Here is a 21,363-nt window from a genome sequence, read left to right on the forward strand (position 1 = left end):
AATCCGGTTCATGCGGACCAGCTAGAATCAGCGATCCGACTAACGGACGCGCCTGAGGTAAACGTAATAGGCGCCATCGCCGCCATGGCTGATATGTGCGGGTGTTACCTGCAGCACCGCTTGTGCAAGTGGCGGAATAGACAACCAGTGGGGCACCTGATTGCGCAAGACCCCACGCGGCGTTGGAATGGGTCCCGGTTCGTCCCGGTCCTTGCCCTTGCCGGTTATGACCAACACCAGCCGTTTGCGCTGTGCCTGTGCGGTCAGGATGAACCGAACCAATGCGGGATGGGCTGCGCTCATGCGCATCCCGTGCAGGTCCAGCTTGCCTTCGGGCTTGAGCTTGCCGCGTTTCATGCGACCAAAAGACTTGGTGTCCATCTGCACCGGATTTGTCCGTAAACCTTCGGTGATCGATGGCTTCAGGTTATTCCGTGACGGTTTGGTCGGCGCAGTCTGACCCAGTTCAAAGGCTTCTATCCGCGCCTTGGGCGTTTTGGTCGGTTTGGGCTTGGGCAAGGTAGTGGGGTGCACAGTCTGAGGCAGTTCGGGGTGCAAACGCTCAGCCTGTTTGGCGACCTTGCGCCACAAATCGATCTCATCCGCAGTCAGTTTGCGCCGGGTCATCAGAACTCATCCGGTAACAGGGCGTAGGCCCTCTGGATCGGCAACATCACAACCATACGGCCGGGATCCTTCAAGCGACCGGCGGCCTGCCCGGCATCATCCCCTGTGCCAAAGAAAATGTCGGCACGTTGCGCACCCTTGATCGCCGATCCGGTGTCTTGTGCGATCATCAATCGGCGCAGCGGGTTTTTACCATCCTTTTCTACCCAAACTGGCGCGCCCAAAGGTGTATAAGCCGGATCTGCCGCGATACTGCGCATCGTGGTCACTGAGCGGTTCATGGCGCCTAACGGTCCGAACTCGGGCGCAACACGCGTCACCTCTCGGAAGAAAACATAAGAAGGGTTGTGTAGTAACAGCTCAGCCCCGGCTTCAGGGTTTTTGCGTACCCAGGTCCGGATCATCTGCGCGCTGACCTGGTGCGCGCCCAGCGCACCCCGTCGGACCAGTTCCGCGCCGATCGAGCGATAGGGATGCCCATTCGCACCGCCATATCCAACCCGCAATGCACCGCCATCGGGCAGACGTATCCGGCCCGAGCCTTGAATTTGCAGAAAGAACAACTCAACAGGGTCATCGACCCACGCTATCTCAAGGCCCCGACCTGTCAGGGCGTCACCGGTCAGCAGGTCACGGCGACTGAGCCACTTGCCCGCCTCTCGCGCCTCGGGCGGCATCCGGTAGAGTGGATAACGGTATTTATCAGTTGGGGTTTTCGAGCCATCCAGTTCAGGTTCAAAATATCCGGTGAACAGTGCGTCATCGCCGTCTTCGACCAGAACAGGACGAAAGAACAGCTCGAAAAAAGCCCGCGCCGCGCCAGGTTCATAACTCTGAGCCACGCCACACAGCGCCTGCCAATCAGGATCGTCCAGATCACCACAGGTGTTCAGAAAAACCGAAAGGGCCGCCCCGTGATCGTCGGCGGCCCAGCCATCGAGGTCATCGAATGACAGGATGGATCGCGTCGCCTCGGCTCCGGCGGCGCTGGCAGTGGTCATGGCGACCCCCAGAAAAAGCGACCGGAGCGTTGCAATCATGCGTCCGTGGCGACAAGCAGCCAGTTTGGATCATCCGAGCCCATGACGCGGGCAAAGGTCCAGCTGTCCTTTTGACGTTTGACGGTGTTCGGATTGCCTTCGATGATATCCCCGCCACGATCGCGCACGACCGAGGTCAGCTCACCGATAAAGCGCATCGTGATCTCGGCCTGATTGCTGTCCTTGTCGAAGGTCGCATCGACCAGAGTGGTTTCACGCACCCCGATGAATTCGGCTTCGATGGTCAGACCTTTATCTTCGCGATCCGCAACAACTGATACAAAACTGTCGAATACTTCTTCTGACAGGAATGGCTGGATTTCGTCCAGATTGCCCTTTTCAAAGCCCATCACGATCATCTCATAGGCGCCGCGCGCGCCCTGTACAAATTCGCTGACAGAAAAACTGGGTTCGACCCGCTTCATTGCGGCCAATGTTTGCGCCTGTTCACTGTCTTCGGCCACATGGTCGGTGATGTCGTGATCTGGCCCGCCTTCAATCACTTCGAAATCACGGCGCGCGCCATTGGTATCAGGCTGTTGCTGAAGGGGCGGTTTCTCAAAACCTTCGCGTGTACCCAACACGCTTTTCAAGCGCAGGATCAGGAAAATGGCAATTCCGGCCAGCACCAGAAGCTGGATCAGGGGTGAGTTCATTTCGTCCTCTTTTCAGAACCCGGGCTTTGTATACGCTGCCCTCTGCCACTATGTAGGTGACAGTCGGGGCCAAGTCCACAGCCCGGACCATGCTAAAGGATACCGCAAATGTACTTGTTCTTGGCTTTTTTATTGGTTCCGATCATCGAGATCGCCTTGTTCATACAGGTTGGCGGTCTGATCGGGCTTTGGCCGACGCTTGCAATCGTGGTTCTGACCGCCGTTCTGGGCACGGTTCTGGTGCGGACACAAGGTCGCATGGCGCTGGCGAATTTGCAGCGATCCTTTGCCGAATTGGACGACCCAACCGAACCGCTGGCCCATGGGGCGATGATCTTGCTGTCCGGTGTTTTGCTGCTGACACCAGGGTTTTTCACCGATGCCATTGGTTTTGCGCTGCTTGTTCCCGGCATCCGGGTCGCAGTGTTCCGCTATCTCAAGTCCAAGGCGACCATCACGCATTTTCAAATGGGCACCGGCGCACAATTCAGGTCGGGGCCAAACCCGTTTGATCAGGACGATGTGATAGATGGCGAATTCACCGAGGTTCGCCCTCGCCAGAACTCCGGAAAGCCGTCGAAGTGGGTGGAAGGCCCGCACCAGCATTGAGCTATCCGGCCCAAATTGCTAAGCAGTGCCGAATTTCAATTCCGGAGAAGTTTCATGGCTGACGAAAGCCCTGCAGAAAACACCGCCGCACAGGCAGCCCCTCAGATCCAGATGCGCGTTCTGGGACAGTTCATTCGCGACATGTCCTTTGAAAACGTCATGGCGCAAAAAGGCGTCTCAGGCGACGTACAGCCCGAGATTTCAGTTCAGGTCAATCTGGACGCAAAGAAACGCACGACCGAGCACCAGTATGAAGTCTCGATCAAGCTAAAACTGACATCCAAGGCCAAGGGCCTGGAAGACGTCCTGTTCCTGTGCGAAATCGACTATTGCGGCCTGTTCCACGTGGAAGGTGTGCCCGAAGATCAAATGCATCCGTTCCTGATGATCGAATGCCCGCGCATGCTGTTCCCGTTCCTGCGCCGCATCGTCAGCGACATCACACGCGACGGTGGCTACCCGCCGGTCAACCTGGATAACATTGATTTCGTGGCGCTCTATCGCAACGAACTGGCGCGCCGTCAGGCCGCCGCACAAGAGCAAAAAACCGACGCCTAAGGTTTTGGTCCGCGTCTGGTTCGGGTCAGGCGCGGGTCCACAGAGCGTTCTCGCCCAGCTTTTCAACAAATTTCTGATGTGCTGCGCGTTCATCCTCGGTGATCCGGGATGGCAGGGCATCGGGTCGCGCTGTCGGGCGCCATTCCTCACCACCGCCAGACGCTGCACTTGCCGACGTTGACAATCCAAAGTCGGGCTGACGGCCTCCGATCAGCTCCAGATACACTTCGGCCAGAATTTCCGAGTCAAGCAGCGCGCCGTGCAGCACCCTGTTTGAGTTATCGATGCCAAACCGGCGGCACAACGCATCCAACGAAGCGGGTGACCCCGGAAACCGTTTGCGGGCAATGGCCAGCGTGTCGATTGCCTGATCCATCGGGATCAGCGACACCCCCATCCAGCCCAGTTCGGCGTTCAGAAACTTCATGTCGAACGAAGCGTTGTGGATCACCAGCTTGGCGTCACCCACGAATTCACGAAACCCTTGCCCAACCTTGGCAAAGACAGGTTTGTCCTTCAGCGTCACTTCGCCCTTTTCCGGCGGGCGCGGGTTTTCCAGCAGGTCGGGGCCGATGCCATGCACACCAAATGCCTCTTCCGGCATAGAACGCTCGGGGTTGATGTAGACGTGATAAGTTTCTCCTGTGGCAACGTGGTTCCACAGCTCAACCGCGCCGATCTCGACGATCCGGTCGCCGCTTTCGGGATCAAACCCTGTGGTCTCGGTATCGAGTACAATCTCACGCATCTGCCAACCCTGCCCGTATCTGCCTGACGATATCCTGCACCTGCGCGCGAGCATGGTCCAGAGTATCCGTGACAATCACGAAATCCGACCGCCCGCATTTCTCTTCGTTTGGCATTTGCTTGGAGCGAATCTGCTCAAACTGCGCCTCATTCATCGTGCCGCGCGCCATGACCCGTCTTTTTTGTTCTTCAGCAGAGATTGAAACACAAGCAACAGCATCCATCGCCGCATCACCACCGGTTTCAAACAACAGCGGAATGTCGAATACCAAGATATCGGCGGACGACGAAGATCGAAATGAGGCGCGATCCGCCGCTACCAGAGGGTGTACGATTTTTTCTATTGTTTTTAGCGCGTCAGGATCATTCGCAATGATTTGCTTCAACGCATCCCGGCTGACCGCATCCTCGGCAATGGCGGTAGGAAACGTAATCCGCATGGGCTCAACCGCAGCGCCGCCCTTTGCATAGAGCCGATGCACCGCAGCATCCGCATCCCAAAGCGCACAGCCTTCATCTGCAAACATCTGAGCGGTCGTGCTTTTTCCCATTCCGATTGATCCGGTGAGCCCCAGCGCAAAACTCATGCCAAGGCCGCCGCGCGGGTTTCCGCATCCACTTCTGGGCGAACACCGAACCAGCGTTCAAACCCGGGAACAGCTTGATGCAGCAACATTCCCAGCCCGTCGACCGTTGTACATCCAACCTCTTCCGCCTGTTGTAACAGATGCGTTTGAAGCGGCGCGTATACCAGATCGGTGACAACAGCGCCGGGTTGCAATCCATCCAGTGGAACGCGTAACACTGGCTGCCCTTGCATACCCAAAGACGTAGTATTCACGACCAGTTCTGCGTCTTCGATCACATTTCCCGCCTGCACCCAGTCGACGACCGTAATCCGTTGGCCGAACTCTTCTTTCAAATGATCCGCACGGGTGCGGGTGCGATTGGTCAGCAGGATTTCAGGCACTCCGGCTTCTGCCAGCGCTTGAAGCACCGCCCGCGCAGCACCGCCAGCACCAAATACAACCGCAGGCCCATCCTGCGGGTTCCAATCGGGCGCACCGCTGCGAAGATTGGCCATGAACCCGTAGCCATCCGTATTATCCGCTTGAATTGAACCATCCTCGCGGAATACAAGCGTATTTGCCGCCCCGATGACTGAGGCACGGTCCGAGACATGATCCGCCAACCGCAAAGCAGCCTCTTTATGCGGTACGGTCACGTTGGCCCCAACAAACCCAGCCTTGGGTAGTGTCCGCAGAACGGTTTCCAGATCGGCCGGGGCGACATCCATTGGGATGTAGTGCCCCACCAATCCATAGGTTTTCAGCCAATGCCCGTGCAGTTTTGGCGAGCGGGAATGTGCAATGGGTTGCCCAATCACGCCGGCCAGAGGAACGCGATGCTCCGTCATTGATCGATCACTCCCTTCACGGCCAGAAAATTGAGCAGCTCTAACAGGGGCATACCCAAGACGTTAAAGTAGTCGCCGTCAATGGTGGCAAACAGGCGCACGCCTTCTTCTTCCAGTTTATAAGCCCCCACTGCGTGCCGAATACTGTCCCAGTTCCGCGCCACGTAATCACGTAAATAAGCATCCGAGCTGGCCCGCATCCGCAAACGCACCTGACCTACATGCCGCCAGATGGGCTCACCATCCTGATAGATCACCGCCGCCGACAGCAACATATGTCGCTTGCCGCGCATTGCTTTAAGCTGCGCCAGTGCTTCTTCCGGCGTTTCCGGCTTCGACAGCATCTGACCTTCGAAATCCAGAACCTGATCGCAACCCAGAACCATAGTGCCGGGCACTTTGTCACTGATCTTACGTGCTTTCATTTCGGCAAGCGCATCGGCAACATCACGGGGCGGAGCTCCCTCAGCCATCAGGGCGCGTTTGGCTGTGTCTTCATCCACCCGCGCGATCTGAACCGAAAACGGGACGCCTGCGTTTCTGAGCAACTGCGCGCGGATCACGGACCCTGAGGCAAGGACTATGGGGACAGTCATGTGGAAAACCCCGTGTGCAAATCAATGAGTAGTCTCGAATGGTTTGTATGGCTTTCCGGTTGACACGCAACCCCGGGAATTTGGCGCAAGACTTCCCCGAGTCGCCCGGATCCTGTCCAGACGGGACAAGGATAAGTTGGAATACTCGGATAAGCATCCCGTCCCGGATTGTTCCAATGGTTATCCACAATTCAGCCCGAGCTTTTATCTCATAATTTATTGTTATTAATCATTTTTTTTCTTGATCAACAGATTCTGCGCCGATGTGCTTCACTTTTTCCACCTGGGGAAAAAGGCAGGACAAAAAAGTAATCCACCGAATTTGACCTCCCTACAAAACCATCATCCTTTTTCTTTCTTATTTTTTTTATTAGGAGGGTTTCAGGTAAGCCCGGAATACCCAATGACCGATATTCTTTTCGCAATATACCCTTGGGTGAAATCGCTGCACATCATGGCCGTGATTTCATGGATGGCTGGTTTATTCTATCTGCCCAGATTGTTCGTGTATCACGTTGAAAAGGCGCAAGCCGTAGAGGGTGCGCAACAGATTTTCTTTGAAATGGAAGAAAAGCTGCTGCGTGTGATCATGCGCCCCGCAATGGTCGTGGCCTGGGTCTGCGGGCTGATCATGGTGTTCACGCCTGGTATCGTTGGATGGGACTGGAACTGGCCCTGGGTCAAAGGCGCAGCAGTGATTGGTATGACATGGTTTCACCATTGGCTTATGGCTCGGCGCAAGGACTTTGCTGAGGGGCGAAATAAGCTGACTGGGCGGCAGTACCGCATGATGAATGAGGTTCCGACCGTTCTAATGGTTGTTATCGTTCTAGCGGTCGTTGTGAAGTTCTGAGGGCCTGTTTGACTCTTTTGAGGTAAGCGCTTATCTAAAGCGTAACGCGCCCGTCCGGGCGAGGTATCTTCCGTTCTGAAATTCCACTCTGGTGCCGCGATCCAAGCGGCCGAGGTTCGTATCATCATGACAACTGAATCCCTGAATCTGGCCGATCTGAAGGCCAAAAGCCCCAAAGACCTTCTGGCCATGGCCGAGGAGCTTGAGGTCGAAAACGCCTCAACCATGCGCAAGGGCGAGATGATGTTTCAGATTCTGCGCGAACGTGCGGATGAGGGCTGGACCATCGGTGGCGACGGCGTGCTGGAGGTTTTGCAAGACGGGTTCGGGTTTCTGCGTTCGCCCGAGGCAAACTATCTACCCGGACCGGATGACATCTATGTTTCGCCTGACATGATCCGCAAGCATTCGCTGCGCACCGGAGATACGGTTGAAGGTGAGATCAAAGCGCCTGACGAGAATGAACGTTATTTTGCGCTGACAAATGTCACCAAGATCAACTTTGAAAATCCGGACAAGGCCAAACACAAGATTCTGTTCGACAACCTGACGCCTCTGTATCCGGATGAGCGTCTGAAGATGGAAATCGAAGATCCGACCATCAAGGACAAGTCTGCTCGCGTGATCGATTTGGTTTCGCCGATTGGTAAAGGTCAGCGATCGCTGATCGTGGCGCCTCCGCGGACTGGTAAGACGGTGATCCTGCAGAACATCGCGCATTCCATCGAGCAGAACCACCCGGAATGTTATCTGATCGTCCTGCTGATCGACGAACGCCCGGAAGAGGTGACCGACATGCAACGCTCGGTGAAGGGTGAAGTTGTGTCTTCAACCTTCGATGAGCCCGCGACCCGCCACGTGGCCGTATCCGAGATGGTGATCGAAAAAGCCAAGCGTTTGGTTGAGCATAAAAGAGATGTTGTTATTCTTCTCGACTCAATCACAAGACTTGGTAGGGCGTTTAACACCGTGGTGCCATCCTCGGGTAAAGTTCTGACCGGTGGTGTGGATGCAAATGCCCTGCAACGGCCTAAGCGCTTCTTTGGTGCTGCGCGGAACATCGAAGAAGGTGGTTCGCTGACCATCATCGCCACCGCCCTGATCGACACCGGCAGCCGGATGGACGAAGTGATCTTCGAAGAATTCAAAGGCACCGGTAACTCGGAAATCGTTCTGGATCGTAAGATCGCAGACAAACGCGTGTTCCCGGCAATCGACATCCTCAAATCCGGCACCCGGAAAGAGGATCTGCTGGTCGACAAGGGCGATTTGGCCAAGACATTCGTTCTGCGCCGCATCCTCAATCCGATGGGCACAACAGATGCAATCGAGTTCCTGTTGTCGAAGTTGAAACAAACCAAGACGAACGGCGAGTTCTTCGATTCAATGAACACCTGACAAGGTTCTGGCACTGACGCGGGGGCTATCAATGGATACGATATTCGCCCTGGCCAGCGCCCAGGGCAAAGCAGGCGTGGCTGTGATCAGGCTTTCTGGTCCGCAGGCATATGCCTCCGCCAATGAGTTGTCTGGCGGGGGCCTGCCAAGGCGTGGAATGAGAGTACGAACACTCAGCGCGTCGGATGGATCGCGGTTGGATGAGGGCTTGGTTCTGACGTTTCAGGCCCCGTCCAGCTTTACCGGCGAAGACGTGGCCGAGCTTCAGATTCACGGAAGTATGGCGTCAGTCAACGCTGTGCTGATCTCTCTTTCGGATATGGACGATCTTCGGCTGGCCGAACCTGGTGAGTTCACGCGTCGTGCACTGGAAAACGGCAAGATGGATCTGGCGCAGGTCGAAGGACTTGCTGATCTGATTGATGCAGAAACCGAAGCACAACGGAAACAAGCGCAGAAGATTTTGGCTGGTGCTTTGGGCACATTGGCAGAAAGTTGGCGGCGTGATCTGATCCGCGCGGCTTCCCTGTTGGAAGCCGTGATTGATTTTGCTGATGAAGAGGTGCCGATCGACGTTACCCCTGAGGTTCGAACGTTAATCTCTGGTGTTATGGAGGAGCTGAGGCAAGAAGCGAAAGGCGTTCGGATCGCAGAACGCATTCGCACCGGCTTTGAGGTCGCCATTGTTGGCCTTCCGAACGCAGGGAAATCGACCTTGCTGAACGCGTTGGCAGGTCGGGAAGCCGCTATTACCTCGGAATATGCCGGGACAACCCGTGATGTGATTGAAGTTCGTATGGACTTGGACGGATTGCCTGTCACGCTGCTGGACACGGCCGGTTTGAGGCAAACCGATGATCACGTTGAAAACCTGGGAATTGAATTGGCGCGCAAACGGGCAGAGGCGGCCGATCTACGAGTGTTTCTGTCGGATGAGCCTGATCAGCTAGGTGTACCGATGCAGGCAGATGACATTCATGTTCTGCCAAAATCTGACCTGCGTGAGCCCTTTTCCGGTGGTATATCGGGGAAAACCGGGCACGGGATTGACCAGTTGATAGACAACATATCGCGTGTACTGACTGTTCGAACAGCTAGCCATGGTATTGCAACGCGGGAACGTCACCGTATTGCGATGACTAAAGCATCGGACGCACTTGCGGCTGCGCGAGATGTTCTGGAATCAGGTCCGGACATGTATGATATAGCTGCTGAAGAGTTGAGAACGGCAATTCGGTCGCTTGAATCTTTGGTTGGCAGGATTGATGTCGAAACCCTTTTGGATGAAATCTTCGCAAGTTTCTGTCTGGGAAAATAGGGAGTGTTTCACGTGAAACATTCGAGATTTGATGTTGTAGTCATTGGCGCTGGACATGCCGGTACCGAGGCTGCCCATGCGGCAGCACGGATGGGTGCGAACACGGCGCTGGTTACTTTGTCCGAACAGGACATCGGTGTCATGTCCTGCAATCCTGCGATCGGAGGGCTAGGGAAAGGTCATCTGGTCCGTGAAATCGATGCAATGGACGGGGTCATGGGTCGTGTGGCGGATCGTGCCGGCATTCAGTTTCGTCTATTGAACCGACGTAAAGGACCAGCTGTTCAAGGCCCAAGGGCGCAAGCGGACCGTGCGCTTTATCGGACCGCGATGAAGGAAGAAACGAAAAAACAAGACAATTTGTCGGTGATCACTGGGGAAGTGGTCGATTTCCTAATGGATGGTGACTGCGTAATCGGTGTCAAACTAGCCGACGGTTCCGAGGTCCCAGCTCAGACAGTTGTTCTGACGTCGGGTACATTTCTGCGCGGTGTAATTCACATAGGAGACGTTACAAGGCCAGGTGGACGCATGGGGGATCGTCCATCGGTTAGGTTGGCTGAGCGCCTTGACGCTTTTGAATTACCGACGGCACGGCTGAAAACAGGTACGCCACCGAGGTTGGACGGACGAACCATAAATTGGGATATACTTGAACGACAGGATGGCGATGCAGAGCCAACACTGTTTTCATTCATGTCCCAAGCGGTGACGGCGCCGCAAATCGCCTGTGGAATAACTCATACCAATGCTGAGACGCACGGAATAATCGAGAAAAATCTATCGCGATCAGCAATGTATGGAGGTCATATTGATGGTGTTGGTCCCAGATATTGCCCTTCAATCGAAGACAAAATCGTCAGATTTGCGGAAAAGGAGTCACACCAGATATTTCTGGAACCAGAAGGCGTGCGGGATCATACGGTGTACCCAAACGGGATTTCAACTTCTTTGCCCGAAGATGTACAAGTCGAATATGTCCAATCCATCGTAGGATTGGAAAGCGCGGTAATCCTACAACCCGGATACGCGATTGAATACGACTACGTTGACCCGCGCGTTCTATCTGCGTCTTTGTCTGTGCCCGATGTTCCTGGTCTATATCTTGCAGGACAGATCAATGGGACTACAGGATATGAGGAAGCGGCCGCGCAAGGCCTCGTTGCAGGTTTGAATGCAGCTCTGGAAACACAGGGGCGTGCGCCAATAAATTTTACACGCTCAGACAGCTATATTGGTGTAATGATTGACGATTTGACAACACGAGGCGTTGCCGAGCCTTATCGGATGTTCACATCCCGTGCAGAGTTTCGCCTATCACTTCGTGCTGACAACGCAGATCAAAGACTGACTCCGATTGGCGAGCAGCTGGGCTGTGTGGGTGAACTCCGCCGCAAGGTTTTTGCTGAGAAATCAGAAAAGCTTGAAAAAGCAAAGAATAAACTGACAGAGACCACATATACGCCAAAGCAAATTCGCGAAGCTGGTATCAGCATAAATCAAGACGGAAACCGGCGTGATGGAATGGCGGTTCTTGCTTTTCCAGAAGTATCGTTTGAAGACATGGTTTTGCTCGAACCCGATCTACAGAATACAGACGATGAAATTCGCCGTCAGGTCGAGCGCGATGCGTTGTATGCAAACTATATTGCGCGCCAACAACGGGATGTCGAAGCAATGAAGCGCGATGAGGCGCATGAAATTCCTCGGGATTTCAATTATTTTGCGCTTGATGGTCTGTCGAATGAAATGAAGCAAAAGCTATCGCAGGCGAAGCCTGCGAATATTGCGCAGGCGAGTCGGGTAGAAGGTGTCACGCCTGCGGCTTTAACTCTCGTCCTGGCGAAGCTCAGGCGCGATGTGAAAGCCAGAAAAGCATGATTTATCAGAACGTCGCTTCTGCGGAGGCTCTGGATGTTTCACGTGAAACATTCGAACGCCTGGTGATCTATGTATCTCTGCTTGAAAAATGGAACCCAAAAATCAATCTGGTTTCAAGAAATAGTCTTGAAGAGATTTGGATTCGCCATATCAAAGACTCCATTCAAGTTTTTCAGAACGCAGATCGGGTAGATCATTGGGTGGATTTAGGCAGCGGAGGCGGCTTTCCTGGCATGGTCTGCGCCATCATGGCAATTGAATCTGCGCCTGAAACGCGTTTCACATTAGTCGAAAGCGACCAACGTAAATCCGCATTTCTTCGAAGTGTGACCAGAGAGAGTGGCGCCAATTGTTCCGTGATCTCTCGTCGAATTGAAGCCATTGATCCCTTGCATGCGGACGTGCTTTCAGCTCGGGCTCTGGCTGATCTGACCACTCTAATGTCATTTTGTGACAGGCATTTAAGTAAAAACGGTACAGCGTTGTTGCCAAAAGGCGCAACCTGGAAAAAAGAGCTGGAAGATGCGCGCAAAGAATGGAAATTCGAGGCTGAACCCATTAAGAGTTCAACAGAACCCCAAGCCGTTATCCTGAAAATCAAAGGAGTTGCACGTGGTTGATCTGTCTCGTCCTGCTGGGCCTCGGATTATCGCGGTTGCTAATCAAAAGGGCGGGGTCGGGAAAACCACTACAGCGATCAATCTGGCAGCCGGATTGGCCGAGGCCGGATGCAAGGTTCTTGTGGTCGATCTCGATCCTCAGGGAAATGCCTCTACGGGTCTAGGGGTCGAAGATCGCGACTGGACGACATATGATCTTCTTCTCGACGATGCACCATTGGAAGCTGTGGTGCAGGAGACCGAGATCGGTAATCTTTTTGTGGTTCCGGCGACCGTAGATCTCAGCTCGGCAGATATTGAGCTGATCTCGAATGAAAAGCGCAGTTATTTGCTGCATGACGCGCTTCGACAGACTGCAATTGATGCTTTCGATCTGGACTTTGTGCTGATTGATTGTCCGCCGTCCTTGAACCTGCTCACCGTAAACGCAATGGTAGCAGCGCATTCCGTCCTTGTACCATTGCAAAGTGAGTTCTTTGCGCTGGAAGGCCTGTCACAATTGATGTTGACCATTCGCGAGGTTCGTCAGACCGCCAATCCTGACCTCAGAATCGAAGGTGTTGTGTTAACGATGTATGACAACCGCAACAACTTGTCCCGTCAGGTCGAAAAGGATGCGCGTGACAATCTGGGTGAGATGGTATTTAAAACCAAGATACCCAGAAATGTGCGGGTCAGCGAAGCACCATCTTACGCGCTTCCTGTGCTGCAATATGATTCGGGTTCGCTCGGGGCGATGGCGTACCGGTATCTCGCCCGAGAGGTTATGCACAAGAACAACAAGGTAGCCATTTAAGTGGCCGTGAGGAGGGCAACATGAATGCCAGGAAAGGAAAACCCCGAGGATTAGGTCGCGGGCTATCTGCGTTGATGGCTGATGTCGCACCAGAAGCTGACGGTCGGATTGTATCTGAACCCCGCCGTCCGGATCTCACGGTACCGATCGAAAAACTGCAGGCGAACCCAGATCAGCCGCGCCGCCGTTTCGCGCAAGAGCAATTGGATGAGCTTGCGGCCTCGGTCAAGGAAAAGGGTATTATCCAGCCGCTGATTGTCCGCAGCATCGATGGTGGCCAATACGAAATCGTTGCGGGTGAACGGCGCTGGCGTGCTGCGCAGATGGCGCAACTGCATGATATCCCAGTTATTGTTCGCGAATTTGATGACACCGAAGTGCTTGAGGTCGCGATTATCGAGAACATTCAGCGCGCAGATCTGAACGCGGTGGAAGAGGCGGCAGGCTTTAAGCAATTGATGGATCGCTTTGGTCACACGCAAGAAAAGCTGGCCGAAGCGCTTGGTAAAAGCAGAAGCCATATCGCTAATCTGCTGCGTCTTTTGTCACTCCCATTGGATGTACAATCCCTTGTAATAGAAGGAAAATTATCCGCCGGTCATGCAAGGGCATTGATCACGGCAGAAAACCCATCGGAGCTGGCGAAACAGGTGGTTGGTGAGGGCCTTTCGGTGCGTGCGACCGAGGCATTAGTGAAAAAGCAGCAAGGTGGAGCGGATAAGCCGGCTCCGAAATCCAGAAACCTGAATGCTGGGAAGGACGCAGACACCCGAGCGCTTGAAAAGGATTTGTCTGCGATTCTGGCGATGAAGGTGACGATCAACCATAAGGCCGGATCTGAATCCGGGCAGGTTGTGTTGGCTTATGAGAACCTGGATCAGTTGGATGATCTGTGCGCGAAGCTCAGCCGTTAGGTCGGGTCCAGATAAAGAGCATCACAGCGCTGAGCACAATGGCCTGAATGATCAGGACGTGAGAAGGAACCGACAGTAGAACCGATAAACCAAATACGGCGGCAACCGAAAGGGTGGCCGCCTTTTTTGCGCCGGGTCTGATCGCGCCAGAGCTTTGCCAATCGACGATCATAGGGCCAAAGGTTCGATGGCTCAGCAACCAGTTATGCAGCCGTGACGATGAGCGGGCAAAAAAGAACGCGGCCAACAGAAGAAATGGTACCGTCGGCAGCAGCGGTAGAGCGACTCCGATCATGGCAAGCGCAACGCATAGTAACCCCAATCCGGCCCAGAGAAATTGCATCTGTTACTCCAACAGCTCTCGGATTACCGCGTTGAGCACGGCGCGCCCGTTTGAAGTGGCGCGCAATTGATTGCGATCAAGGGTTAGCATGCCCAGATCGATCAGCGAATCAAGTTTGTCATGCGAAAGTTCTTCACCTGCAAGCAGAGTGTATCTGTCTATATTAAGGCCCTCGACCAAACGCAGACACATCATAAGGTATTCTGAGGCTTGTTCACGTTGGCTAAGCTCGAACCGATTGCTTTCGCCGTGCCCATTGGAGGCAGCCGTCAGCCATTTGTTTGGTGAAAGATGAGTTTCCGTCGCGAATTTCCGGCGATCCAGGGTGATCCGACCATGTGCGCCGGGTCCAATACCGATGTAATCACCATAGCGCCAATAGATGAGGTTATGCCGTGATTCCGCTCCGGGCCGGGCGTGGTTTGAAATCTCATAGGCAGGCAGCCCATGCGCTTCGCAGATTTCCTGCGTCGCCAGATACATATCCGCGGCGTTGTCATCCTCGGGCAGACCGCGCAGCTTGCCCAGGGCATAGCGATCACCAAAGGCTGTGCCTTCCTCAATGGTCAGTTGGTATAGCGACAGGTGATCAACTGCCATCGATAGCGCCTCGGTCAGCTCAGCACGCCAGGCGTCCAGAGTTTGATGCTGGCGGGCATAGATCAGATCAAAGCTCACACGGTCAAAGCAAGAGCGCGCGATATCGAAGGCCGCGCGAGCCTCGGCAACCGTGTGAATGCGCCCCAGACGACGTAGGTCATCGTCGTTCAACGCCTGAACACCCATCGAGATGCGGTTCACGCCCGCATCATGATAGGCCGCGAACCGCCCGGCCTCGACCGAGCCTGGATTGGCCTCAAGCGTGATTTCCATATCGTTGGCCGATCGCCAAAGGGCGCGGGCCTTGTCGATGATGGTGGCGACGGTCTCAGGCGCCATCAGTGATGGAGTTCCGCCGCCAAAGAAGATTGTGTTCAAAACCCGGTCAGGAGTTTCGATGGCCGAGCGGCTCAGTTCACTGAGATAACACTCAAGCCATTGTTTTTGATTAATATTCTTGGAAACGTGGCTGTTGAAATCGCAATAGGGGCACTTGGCCTCGCAAAAGGGCCAATGCACATAAAGGCCAAAGCCACCGTTTCGCCAATCATCCGCCAAAGCAGCCTTTCACGAACATCTCCACCGCGCGCCCGCGATGGCTGATCTTGTTCTTTTCCCAGCGATCCATTTCGGCAAAGGTAATGTCGTGCCCCTCAGGGACAAACATCGGGTCATAGCCGAACCCGTCCTTGCCACGGATCGGCCAAGTCAGGTGACCGGGCGCGATGCCCTCGAACACTTCGTCATGCCCGTCGGGCCAGGCCAGAACCAGAGTGCAGCGAAACTGGGCCATACGCGGGTGGGGGGCGTTTTTCGCCTCTAGCTCATTATGGGCGCGAGTCATCGCCATCAGGAAATCGCGGCCACTGCCGGTTTCGGCCCAATCGGCGGTGTAAACACCGGGTGCGCCATCCAATGCATCGATGGTGATCCCGGAATCGTCCGACAGGGCAGGTAGGCCGGTCGCCTTTGCAGCTGCGTGGGCCTTGATCCGGGCGTTACCGACGAAAGTGTCCTCGGTCTCTTCCGGTTCTGGCAGGTTCATTTCGCCCGCGCCGACAACCGTTACGCCAAAGGGCTCAAGCAGATGCGCCATCTCCTCGAGCTTGCCTTTGTTGTGGGTGGCGACCAGCAGTCGATCACCTTCGAACCTGCGAGTCATGCGGTTGCAGCTTTCTGGGCAGCAGCAAGTTCACCCACGCCTTTCTCGGCCAGATCCATCAGTTGATCCATTTGCGCGCGGCTGAAAACGGATCCTTCGGCGCTCATCTGCACTTCGATCAGCTTACCCGAGCCGGTCATGATGAAATTGCCGTCAACGCCAGCTTCGCTATCTTCGGGATAGTCCAGATCTAGCACGGGCTGACCGGCATAAATTCCGCATGAAACGGCGGCAACAGGGTCTAATAAAGGGTCAGAGATCACATCGCCTGTTTTCATCAGCTTGTTCACGGCCAGACGTAGCGCTACCCAACCGCCAGTGATCGAGGCACAGCGGGTGCCGCCGTCGGCTTGAATGACATCGCAGTCGACGGTGATCTGACGCTCACCCAACGCAACCCGATCCACACCGGCGCGGAGGGCGCGGCCGATCAGGCGTTGAATCTCAACCGTGCGGCCACCTTGCTTGCCGCTGGCAGCCTCGCGCCGCATGCGCGTATTGGTCGCGCGGGGCAGCATGCCATATTCAGCGGTGACCCAGCCCAGGCCCGAGCCTTTGATGAACGGTGGCACGCGATCCTCGATTGTGGCGGTGCATAGCACATGGGTGTCGCCCATCTTGATCAGGCAAGAGCCTTCGGCATGTTTGGTGAACCCCGTTTCAATTGAAACGGCGCGCATTTCGTTTAGATCACGTCCTGAGGGTCGCATGAGAAATCCTTTATCTGCTGGGTTGGGGATACCGTCCTGCGGCGTTACGATGCAAGCCCGATTGACCTTTCATTTGCCTGCGATTTAATGACGATCCAGCAGAGGGCCGCCGATGAGCGAAGCAAGCAAAATTCTGGATGAGATGAATGACCGGTCGCGCGAGGTGTTCCGGTTGATTGTCGAAAGCTATCTGGAAAGCGGTGAACCCGTGGGCAGCCGGACTCTGACGCGCACATTGTCCGAGAAAGTCAGTGCTGCGACCGTACGCAATGTGATGCAGGATCTTGAATTTCTGGGTTTGCTCGACAGTCCGCATGTCAGCGCTGGTCGAATTCCAACACAGCAGGGGCTGCGCATGTTCGTGGACGGATTGCTAGAAATGGGCGATCTGGGTGCGGATGATCGGCAAAAGCTGGACGAAACACTAGGCTCTAACGCAGGCGATGTGGGTGGTATGCTCGATCGCGTCGGCGCGGCGCTATCACACGTGACACAAGGGGCTTCGCTGGTTCTGACGCCAAAGCATGAGGCCGAGATCAAGCATATCGAGTTCGTCTCGCTTGGTCATGACCGGGCCTTGGTGGTTTTGGTGTTTTCGGACGGGCAGGTAGAAAACCGGCTGTTTACACCTCCGCCTGGGCAGACGCCAAGCTCGATGCGCGAGGCCGCAAATTTCCTGAATGCACTGATCGAAGGACGTACGCTTGGCGAAGTGCGGCGGCAGATGCTGTCGCAGATCGACGCGCGGAAACAGGAAATCGATGTTCTGGCGCGTGAGATGGTCGAGAGCGGCATTGCCGCTTGGGACGGGGACGGCGGCGACTCGGCCCGGCTGATCGTGCGCGGGCGGGCGAATCTGTTAAATGAGCCGGGTCAGGCAGAAGAACTTGATCGAATCCGCACCCTGTTTGACGACCTTGAACGCAAACGCGATATCGCCGAATTCCTTGAATTGACCGAAGAAGGCGAAGGTGTGCGCATTTTTATTGGCTCTGAGAACAAACTTTTCTCACTTTCGGGTTCCTCTTTGGTGGTGTCTCCATATATGAACGCTGATCGTAAGATAATCGGTGCGGTTGGGGTCATTGGACCCACACGTCTGAATTACGGGCGAATCGTACCAATCGTGGATTATACGGCGCAACTGGTCGGCAAGCTGATTTCCGACCGGAGCTAGAGGGTAAGAGATGGCAGAGCCCAAGAACGAAGATTTTCTGGACGACATCATGTCCGCCGAGGCGGAAGAGTTTGCCGAAGATTTTGCTGAGATCAGCGATGAGGCGCTTGAGGTCGATCAACTGCGTGCTGAGCGCGATGATTACAAAGACAAGTTCATGCGTGCGCTGGCCGATGCCGAAAATGCGCGCAAGCGTGGCGACAAGGCGCGTCGGGATGCGGAACAGTATGGCGGATCAAAACTGGCCCGCGATATGCTTCCGGTTTACGACAATATGAAACGCGCGCTTGAGGCCGCAACGGATGAGCAGAAAGAGGTTGCCGCCGGTTTGCTGGAAGGTGTCGAGTTGACCATGCGCGCGCTGAAGGATGTGTTCCAGAAGCATGGGATTGAGGTGATTACGCCTCAGGTCGGGGACAGGTTCGACCCGAATGTGCATGAGGCGATGTTCGAGGCCCCGGTGCCCGGAACCAAGGCCGGTGACATCATTCAGGTGTCGGCAGAAGGCTTCATGCTGCACGACAGGTTGTTGCGACCGGCGCAGGTTGGGGTGTCGTCAACGCCCGCAAGCTGAACAGTTCCTGGGTCAACCGGGTTCGAGGCGGTCAGGATCTGGCCGCCTCTTTCAGTTTGTAGATCAAGTCCAAGGCTTCGCGGGGGCTGAGTTCATCTGGAAGGATGGTTTCCAGCATATCAGCAACGGGCGAGGTTTTTGGCGCAGGGGGAGGCGGCGGCGCAGCTGAAAACAGGGGCAGATCGTCGATCAGTGCTTTCTGCTTACCGCCTTCACGTTCGGTTTTTTCTAATTGATCCAACACGATACGGGCGCGGTCCACAACCGAGGCGGGCAAGCCAGCCAATTGTGCAACCTGGACGCCGTAGGACCGATCGGCAGCGCCTTTATGTACCTCATGCAGAAAGATGACTTCACCCTCCCATTCTTTGACTGCAACGGTCGCGTTTTCTACACCGTTCAGACTTCCAGCGAGTGCAGTTAATTCGTGGTAGTGGGTGGCGAACAATGCGCGGCATTGGTTTGCCGCGTGCAGGTGTTCCAGTGTGGCCCAGGCAATGGAAAGGCCGTCGTAGGTCGCGGTGCCTCGGCCGATCTCATCAAGGATTACGAGCGCGCGGTCGTCGGCCTGATTCAGGATGGCTGCGGTTTCGACCATTTCGACCATAAAGGTCGAGCGGCCCCGCGCCAGATCGTCTGACGCTCCGACGCGGCTGAACAATTGACTGACTAATCCGATTTGCGCCCGTTCTGCCGGAACATAACTGCCCATCTGCGCCAGTAGGGCGATCAGCGCATTCTGGCGCAGGAAGGTTGATTTACCGGCCATGTTGGGACCGGTGAGCAACCAAATTGCAGCGCCTGCATCGGCGCTCAGATCGCAGTCGTTGGCGATGAAAGCATCGCCGCTTTGCTGCCTCAGGGCATGCTCGACCACCGGGTGACGGCCTCCTTTGATGTCGAATGCGCGTGACCCGTCGACCTTTGGACGGCACCAGCTTTCGCCGCGAGCCAGATCGGCGAGTGCAGTGGTCAAATCCAACTCAGCCAGTCCGTGCGCGGCCTGATTCAATCGGGCGGCAAGATCCAGAACAGCCCCAGAAAGCCTTTGATAGAGCCGTTTTTCGATCTCTAGCGCGAGATTTCCGGCATTCAGAATCCTTGTTTCGATCTCGGACAGCTCCACCGTGGTGAAGCGCACCTGATTGGCGGTGGTTTGGCGGTGGATATAAGTCTCGCTAAATGGCGGGTTCAACATTTTCTCGGCATGGGTTGCCGTGGTCTCGATGAAGTAGCCAAGCACATTGTTGTGTTTGATCTTCAGTGACGTGATGCCGGTATGCTCGGCGTATTTCTGTTGGAAACCTGCGATGACCGAACGGCCTTCGTCACGCAAGGTGCGCGCTTCGTCCAATTCGCTATCAAACCCGGGGGCGATAAAGCCGCCATCGCGGGCCAGCAAGGGTGGATCGGCAACCAATGCTTCGTCCAGCAAGGTCAACAGATCGTCAAGTCCGACAAGGTTCTGGACAGCAGTGGCCAGCAGAACAGGCAGATCCTGTGAGGCACAGGTTTCGGCAATTGTTGCGGCTTGTTCCAATCCATTGCGGATAGCAGCCAGATCACGCGGGCCGCCCCGGTCCAGCGAAAGCCGGGATAGGGCACGATCCAGATCAGGTGTTTTGCGCAAAGCTTCGCGCAGGTCCGAGGCGATCAGGCTGTCTTCGACTGCGAAAGATACCGCGTCCAGCCGGGCGTGGATCACGTCCAGATTGCGTGATGGGCTTGATAGACGCTGTTCTAGCAGCCGCGCGCCACCTGGCGTAACGGTGCGATCGACCACCGACAGCAACGACCCGGCGCGCCCGCCCGAGAGCGACCGGGTCAGTTCCAGATTGCGCCGCGTGGCAGCATCGATCTGAACCACACGATCTTCGGATTCCTTCAGGGGAGTTTGCAGTAGTGGCAGTTTGCCCTTTTGCGTGATCTCCAGATAATCGATCAGCGCGCCCATGGCTGAAACCTCGGCGCGCCCGAAGTTCCCGAATGCATCCAGTGCGCCCACATGAAACAACCCGCAGATGCGTTTCTCGGCTGCAGCGCTGTCAAAACTGGCGCGTCCGACAGGGGTGAGCGATATGCCAAGGTCCATGACGGTTTCATGCAGCTTTTCCTCGGACCCATCGGCCACGATCAGCTCGGACGGGGCCAGCCGAGCGAGTTCAGGGCTCAACCGGATTGACGTCAGCGGCATCACGTGAAACGCACCGGTTGAGATATCGGCCCAGGCCAGTGCGGCTTCGTCCCGAACCTCGGCATAGGCGGCCAGAAAGTTGTGCCGCCGCGCCTCTAGCAGGGCATCTTCGGTCAGTGTGCCGGGCGTCACCAGACGCACAACACCGCGCTTTACCACCGATTTAGAGCCTCTTTTCTTGGCTTCCGCCGGGCTTTCCATCTGCTCGCAGACCGCGACGCGGAACCCTTTTCGGATCAGGGTCAGCAAGTAGCCCTCGGCAGAATGCACCGGCACGCCACACATCGGGATATCGTCGCCATTGTGTTTGCCGCGCTTGGTCAGCGCGATATCCAACGCCTCGGCCGCGTTCACCGCATCCTCGAAGAACATCTCGTAGAAGTCACCCATGCGATAAAACAGCAGGGCATCTGCATGAGCCTCTTTGATCTCAAGGTACTGCGCCATCATCGGCGTGACTGTGGACAAATTCGGCCCCCTTCTGGCGTGTTCCGGGCGCGACCTTACAAATCCCGCATCTTCAGTAAAAGGTGAAAACTCATTCTCGTTGAGGCGCGGCCCCGCCTGCGTTAT

At 55.5% G+C, this 21,363-nt stretch carries 23 protein-coding genes; 11 read left to right on the top strand and 12 right to left on the bottom strand.

Annotated features, from left to right (window positions below; genetic code table 11):
* Positions 1-39: 39 nt before the first annotated feature.
* From ACR0JG_RS17935 to ACR0JG_RS17945, 3 genes are read right to left on the bottom strand one after another with little or no spacing between them, the layout of a single operon-like run.
* A complete protein-coding gene (locus tag ACR0JG_RS17935) occupies positions 40-627 on the bottom strand; it encodes a Smr/MutS family protein (RefSeq protein ID WP_170567303.1) in 588 nt (195 codons plus the stop codon).
* Entirely contained in the window at positions 627-1,667 is a 1,041-nt protein-coding gene (mltA, locus tag ACR0JG_RS17940; RefSeq protein ID WP_480571614.1) for a murein transglycosylase A, read from the bottom strand. Before mltA ends, ACR0JG_RS17935 begins: the two co-directional genes overlap by 1 nt.
* Positions 1,664-2,323 (bottom strand): Tim44/TimA family putative adaptor protein, encoded by a 660-nt coding sequence (locus tag ACR0JG_RS17945; RefSeq protein ID WP_480571617.1) that lies wholly within the window; start codon positions 2,321-2,323, stop codon positions 1,664-1,666. The genes mltA and ACR0JG_RS17945 overlap by 4 nt, the downstream gene beginning before the upstream one ends.
* 108 nt (positions 2,324-2,431) lie before the next feature.
* Here ACR0JG_RS17945 and ACR0JG_RS17950 point away from each other — a divergent pair, with 108 nt between their 5' ends.
* Both ACR0JG_RS17950 and secB read left to right on the top strand, forming a co-directional pair.
* A complete protein-coding gene (locus ACR0JG_RS17950; RefSeq protein ID WP_170399458.1) occupies positions 2,432-2,932 on the top strand; it encodes an FxsA family protein in 501 nt (166 codons plus the stop codon).
* 54 nt (positions 2,933-2,986) lie between these two features.
* Positions 2,987-3,490 (top strand): protein-export chaperone SecB, encoded by a 504-nt coding sequence (gene secB / locus ACR0JG_RS17955; protein ID WP_170399455.1) that lies wholly within the window; start codon positions 2,987-2,989, stop codon positions 3,488-3,490.
* 25 nt (positions 3,491-3,515) lie between these two features.
* Here secB and dnaQ read toward each other — a convergent pair whose 3' ends face one another.
* From dnaQ to ACR0JG_RS17975, 4 genes are read right to left on the bottom strand one after another with little or no spacing between them, the layout of a single operon-like run.
* On the bottom strand, positions 3,516-4,238 hold the full coding sequence (gene dnaQ / locus ACR0JG_RS17960; protein ID WP_170399452.1) for a DNA polymerase III subunit epsilon: 723 nt from the start codon (positions 4,236-4,238) through the stop codon (positions 3,516-3,518).
* Positions 4,231-4,824, bottom strand: coding sequence for a dephospho-CoA kinase (coaE, locus tag ACR0JG_RS17965; RefSeq protein WP_480571620.1), 594 nt, complete (start codon positions 4,822-4,824; stop codon positions 4,231-4,233). The genes dnaQ and coaE overlap by 8 nt, the downstream gene beginning before the upstream one ends.
* Complete coding sequence (locus ACR0JG_RS17970; RefSeq protein WP_480571623.1) at positions 4,821-5,654, bottom strand: shikimate dehydrogenase; 834 nt, start codon at positions 5,652-5,654, stop codon at positions 4,821-4,823. Before ACR0JG_RS17970 ends, coaE begins: the two co-directional genes overlap by 4 nt.
* Positions 5,651-6,250, bottom strand: a complete 600-nt coding sequence (locus ACR0JG_RS17975; protein ID WP_170408806.1) for a nucleoside triphosphate pyrophosphatase — start codon at positions 6,248-6,250, stop codon at positions 5,651-5,653. Before ACR0JG_RS17975 ends, ACR0JG_RS17970 begins: the two co-directional genes overlap by 4 nt.
* Before the next feature lie 403 nt (positions 6,251-6,653).
* On the opposite strand from ACR0JG_RS17975, the gene hemJ reads away from it, so the two are divergent.
* From hemJ to ACR0JG_RS18010, 7 genes are all read left to right on the top strand, one after another.
* The gene (hemJ, locus tag ACR0JG_RS17980) at positions 6,654-7,103 is read left to right on the top strand and encodes a protoporphyrinogen oxidase HemJ (RefSeq protein ID WP_480571626.1); all 450 of its coding nucleotides are present in this window, start codon (positions 6,654-6,656) and stop codon (positions 7,101-7,103) included.
* Between the two features lie 126 nt (positions 7,104-7,229).
* Positions 7,230-8,501, top strand: coding sequence for a transcription termination factor Rho (gene rho / locus ACR0JG_RS17985; protein ID WP_170399438.1), 1,272 nt, complete (start codon positions 7,230-7,232; stop codon positions 8,499-8,501).
* Between the two features lie 31 nt (positions 8,502-8,532).
* Complete coding sequence (gene mnmE / locus ACR0JG_RS17990) at positions 8,533-9,819, top strand: tRNA uridine-5-carboxymethylaminomethyl(34) synthesis GTPase MnmE (RefSeq protein ID WP_480571629.1); 1,287 nt, start codon at positions 8,533-8,535, stop codon at positions 9,817-9,819.
* Between the two features lie 12 nt (positions 9,820-9,831).
* Positions 9,832-11,700: a tRNA uridine-5-carboxymethylaminomethyl(34) synthesis enzyme MnmG gene (gene mnmG / locus ACR0JG_RS17995; protein WP_480571632.1), complete on the top strand. Its 1,869-nt coding sequence runs from the start codon at positions 9,832-9,834 to the stop codon at positions 11,698-11,700.
* Entirely contained in the window at positions 11,697-12,320 is a 624-nt protein-coding gene (gene rsmG, locus ACR0JG_RS18000; RefSeq protein WP_170649056.1) for a 16S rRNA (guanine(527)-N(7))-methyltransferase RsmG, read from the top strand. The genes mnmG and rsmG overlap by 4 nt, the downstream gene beginning before the upstream one ends.
* Complete coding sequence (locus ACR0JG_RS18005; protein ID WP_170408801.1) at positions 12,313-13,116, top strand: AAA family ATPase; 804 nt, start codon at positions 12,313-12,315, stop codon at positions 13,114-13,116. Before rsmG ends, ACR0JG_RS18005 begins: the two co-directional genes overlap by 8 nt.
* A gap of 20 nt (positions 13,117-13,136) precedes the next feature.
* The gene (locus ACR0JG_RS18010) at positions 13,137-14,030 is read left to right on the top strand and encodes a ParB/RepB/Spo0J family partition protein (protein ID WP_170649054.1); all 894 of its coding nucleotides are present in this window, start codon (positions 13,137-13,139) and stop codon (positions 14,028-14,030) included.
* Here ACR0JG_RS18010 and ACR0JG_RS18015 read toward each other — a convergent pair.
* Genes ACR0JG_RS18015 through rph form a run of 4 tightly spaced genes read right to left on the bottom strand, consistent with a single transcriptional unit; the run spans position 14,020 to position 16,845 of the window.
* Positions 14,020-14,373: a YbaN family protein gene (locus ACR0JG_RS18015; protein ID WP_170408799.1), complete on the bottom strand. Its 354-nt coding sequence runs from the start codon at positions 14,371-14,373 to the stop codon at positions 14,020-14,022. The genes ACR0JG_RS18010 and ACR0JG_RS18015 overlap by 11 nt on opposite strands.
* 3 nt (positions 14,374-14,376) lie before the next feature.
* Positions 14,377-15,531 (bottom strand): radical SAM family heme chaperone HemW, encoded by a 1,155-nt coding sequence (gene hemW, locus ACR0JG_RS18020; RefSeq protein ID WP_480571637.1) that lies wholly within the window; start codon positions 15,529-15,531, stop codon positions 14,377-14,379.
* Positions 15,521-16,135 carry an RdgB/HAM1 family non-canonical purine NTP pyrophosphatase gene (gene rdgB, locus ACR0JG_RS18025; protein WP_170636838.1) on the bottom strand — a complete coding sequence of 205 codons (615 nt, stop codon included), beginning with the start codon at positions 16,133-16,135 and terminating at the stop codon, positions 15,521-15,523. Before rdgB ends, hemW begins: the two co-directional genes overlap by 11 nt.
* Entirely contained in the window at positions 16,132-16,845 is a 714-nt protein-coding gene (gene rph / locus ACR0JG_RS18030) for a ribonuclease PH (RefSeq protein ID WP_170399411.1), read from the bottom strand. The genes rdgB and rph overlap by 4 nt, the downstream gene beginning before the upstream one ends.
* Before the next feature lie 112 nt (positions 16,846-16,957).
* Between rph and hrcA the strand changes: the two genes are divergently transcribed.
* Positions 16,958-18,022 carry a heat-inducible transcriptional repressor HrcA gene (gene hrcA, locus ACR0JG_RS18035; protein ID WP_170399408.1) on the top strand — a complete coding sequence of 355 codons (1,065 nt, stop codon included), beginning with the start codon at positions 16,958-16,960 and terminating at the stop codon, positions 18,020-18,022.
* Between the two features lie 10 nt (positions 18,023-18,032).
* The gene (locus tag ACR0JG_RS18040) at positions 18,033-18,596 is read left to right on the top strand and encodes a nucleotide exchange factor GrpE (protein ID WP_170399405.1); all 564 of its coding nucleotides are present in this window, start codon (positions 18,033-18,035) and stop codon (positions 18,594-18,596) included.
* A gap of 31 nt (positions 18,597-18,627) precedes the next feature.
* Here ACR0JG_RS18040 and mutS read toward each other — a convergent pair whose 3' ends face one another.
* Positions 18,628-21,240, bottom strand: a complete 2,613-nt coding sequence (mutS, locus tag ACR0JG_RS18045) for a DNA mismatch repair protein MutS (RefSeq protein WP_480571760.1) — start codon at positions 21,238-21,240, stop codon at positions 18,628-18,630.
* Positions 21,241-21,363: the final 123 nt, after the last annotated feature.

The organism is Ruegeria sp. AD5, from assembly GCF_056542345.1.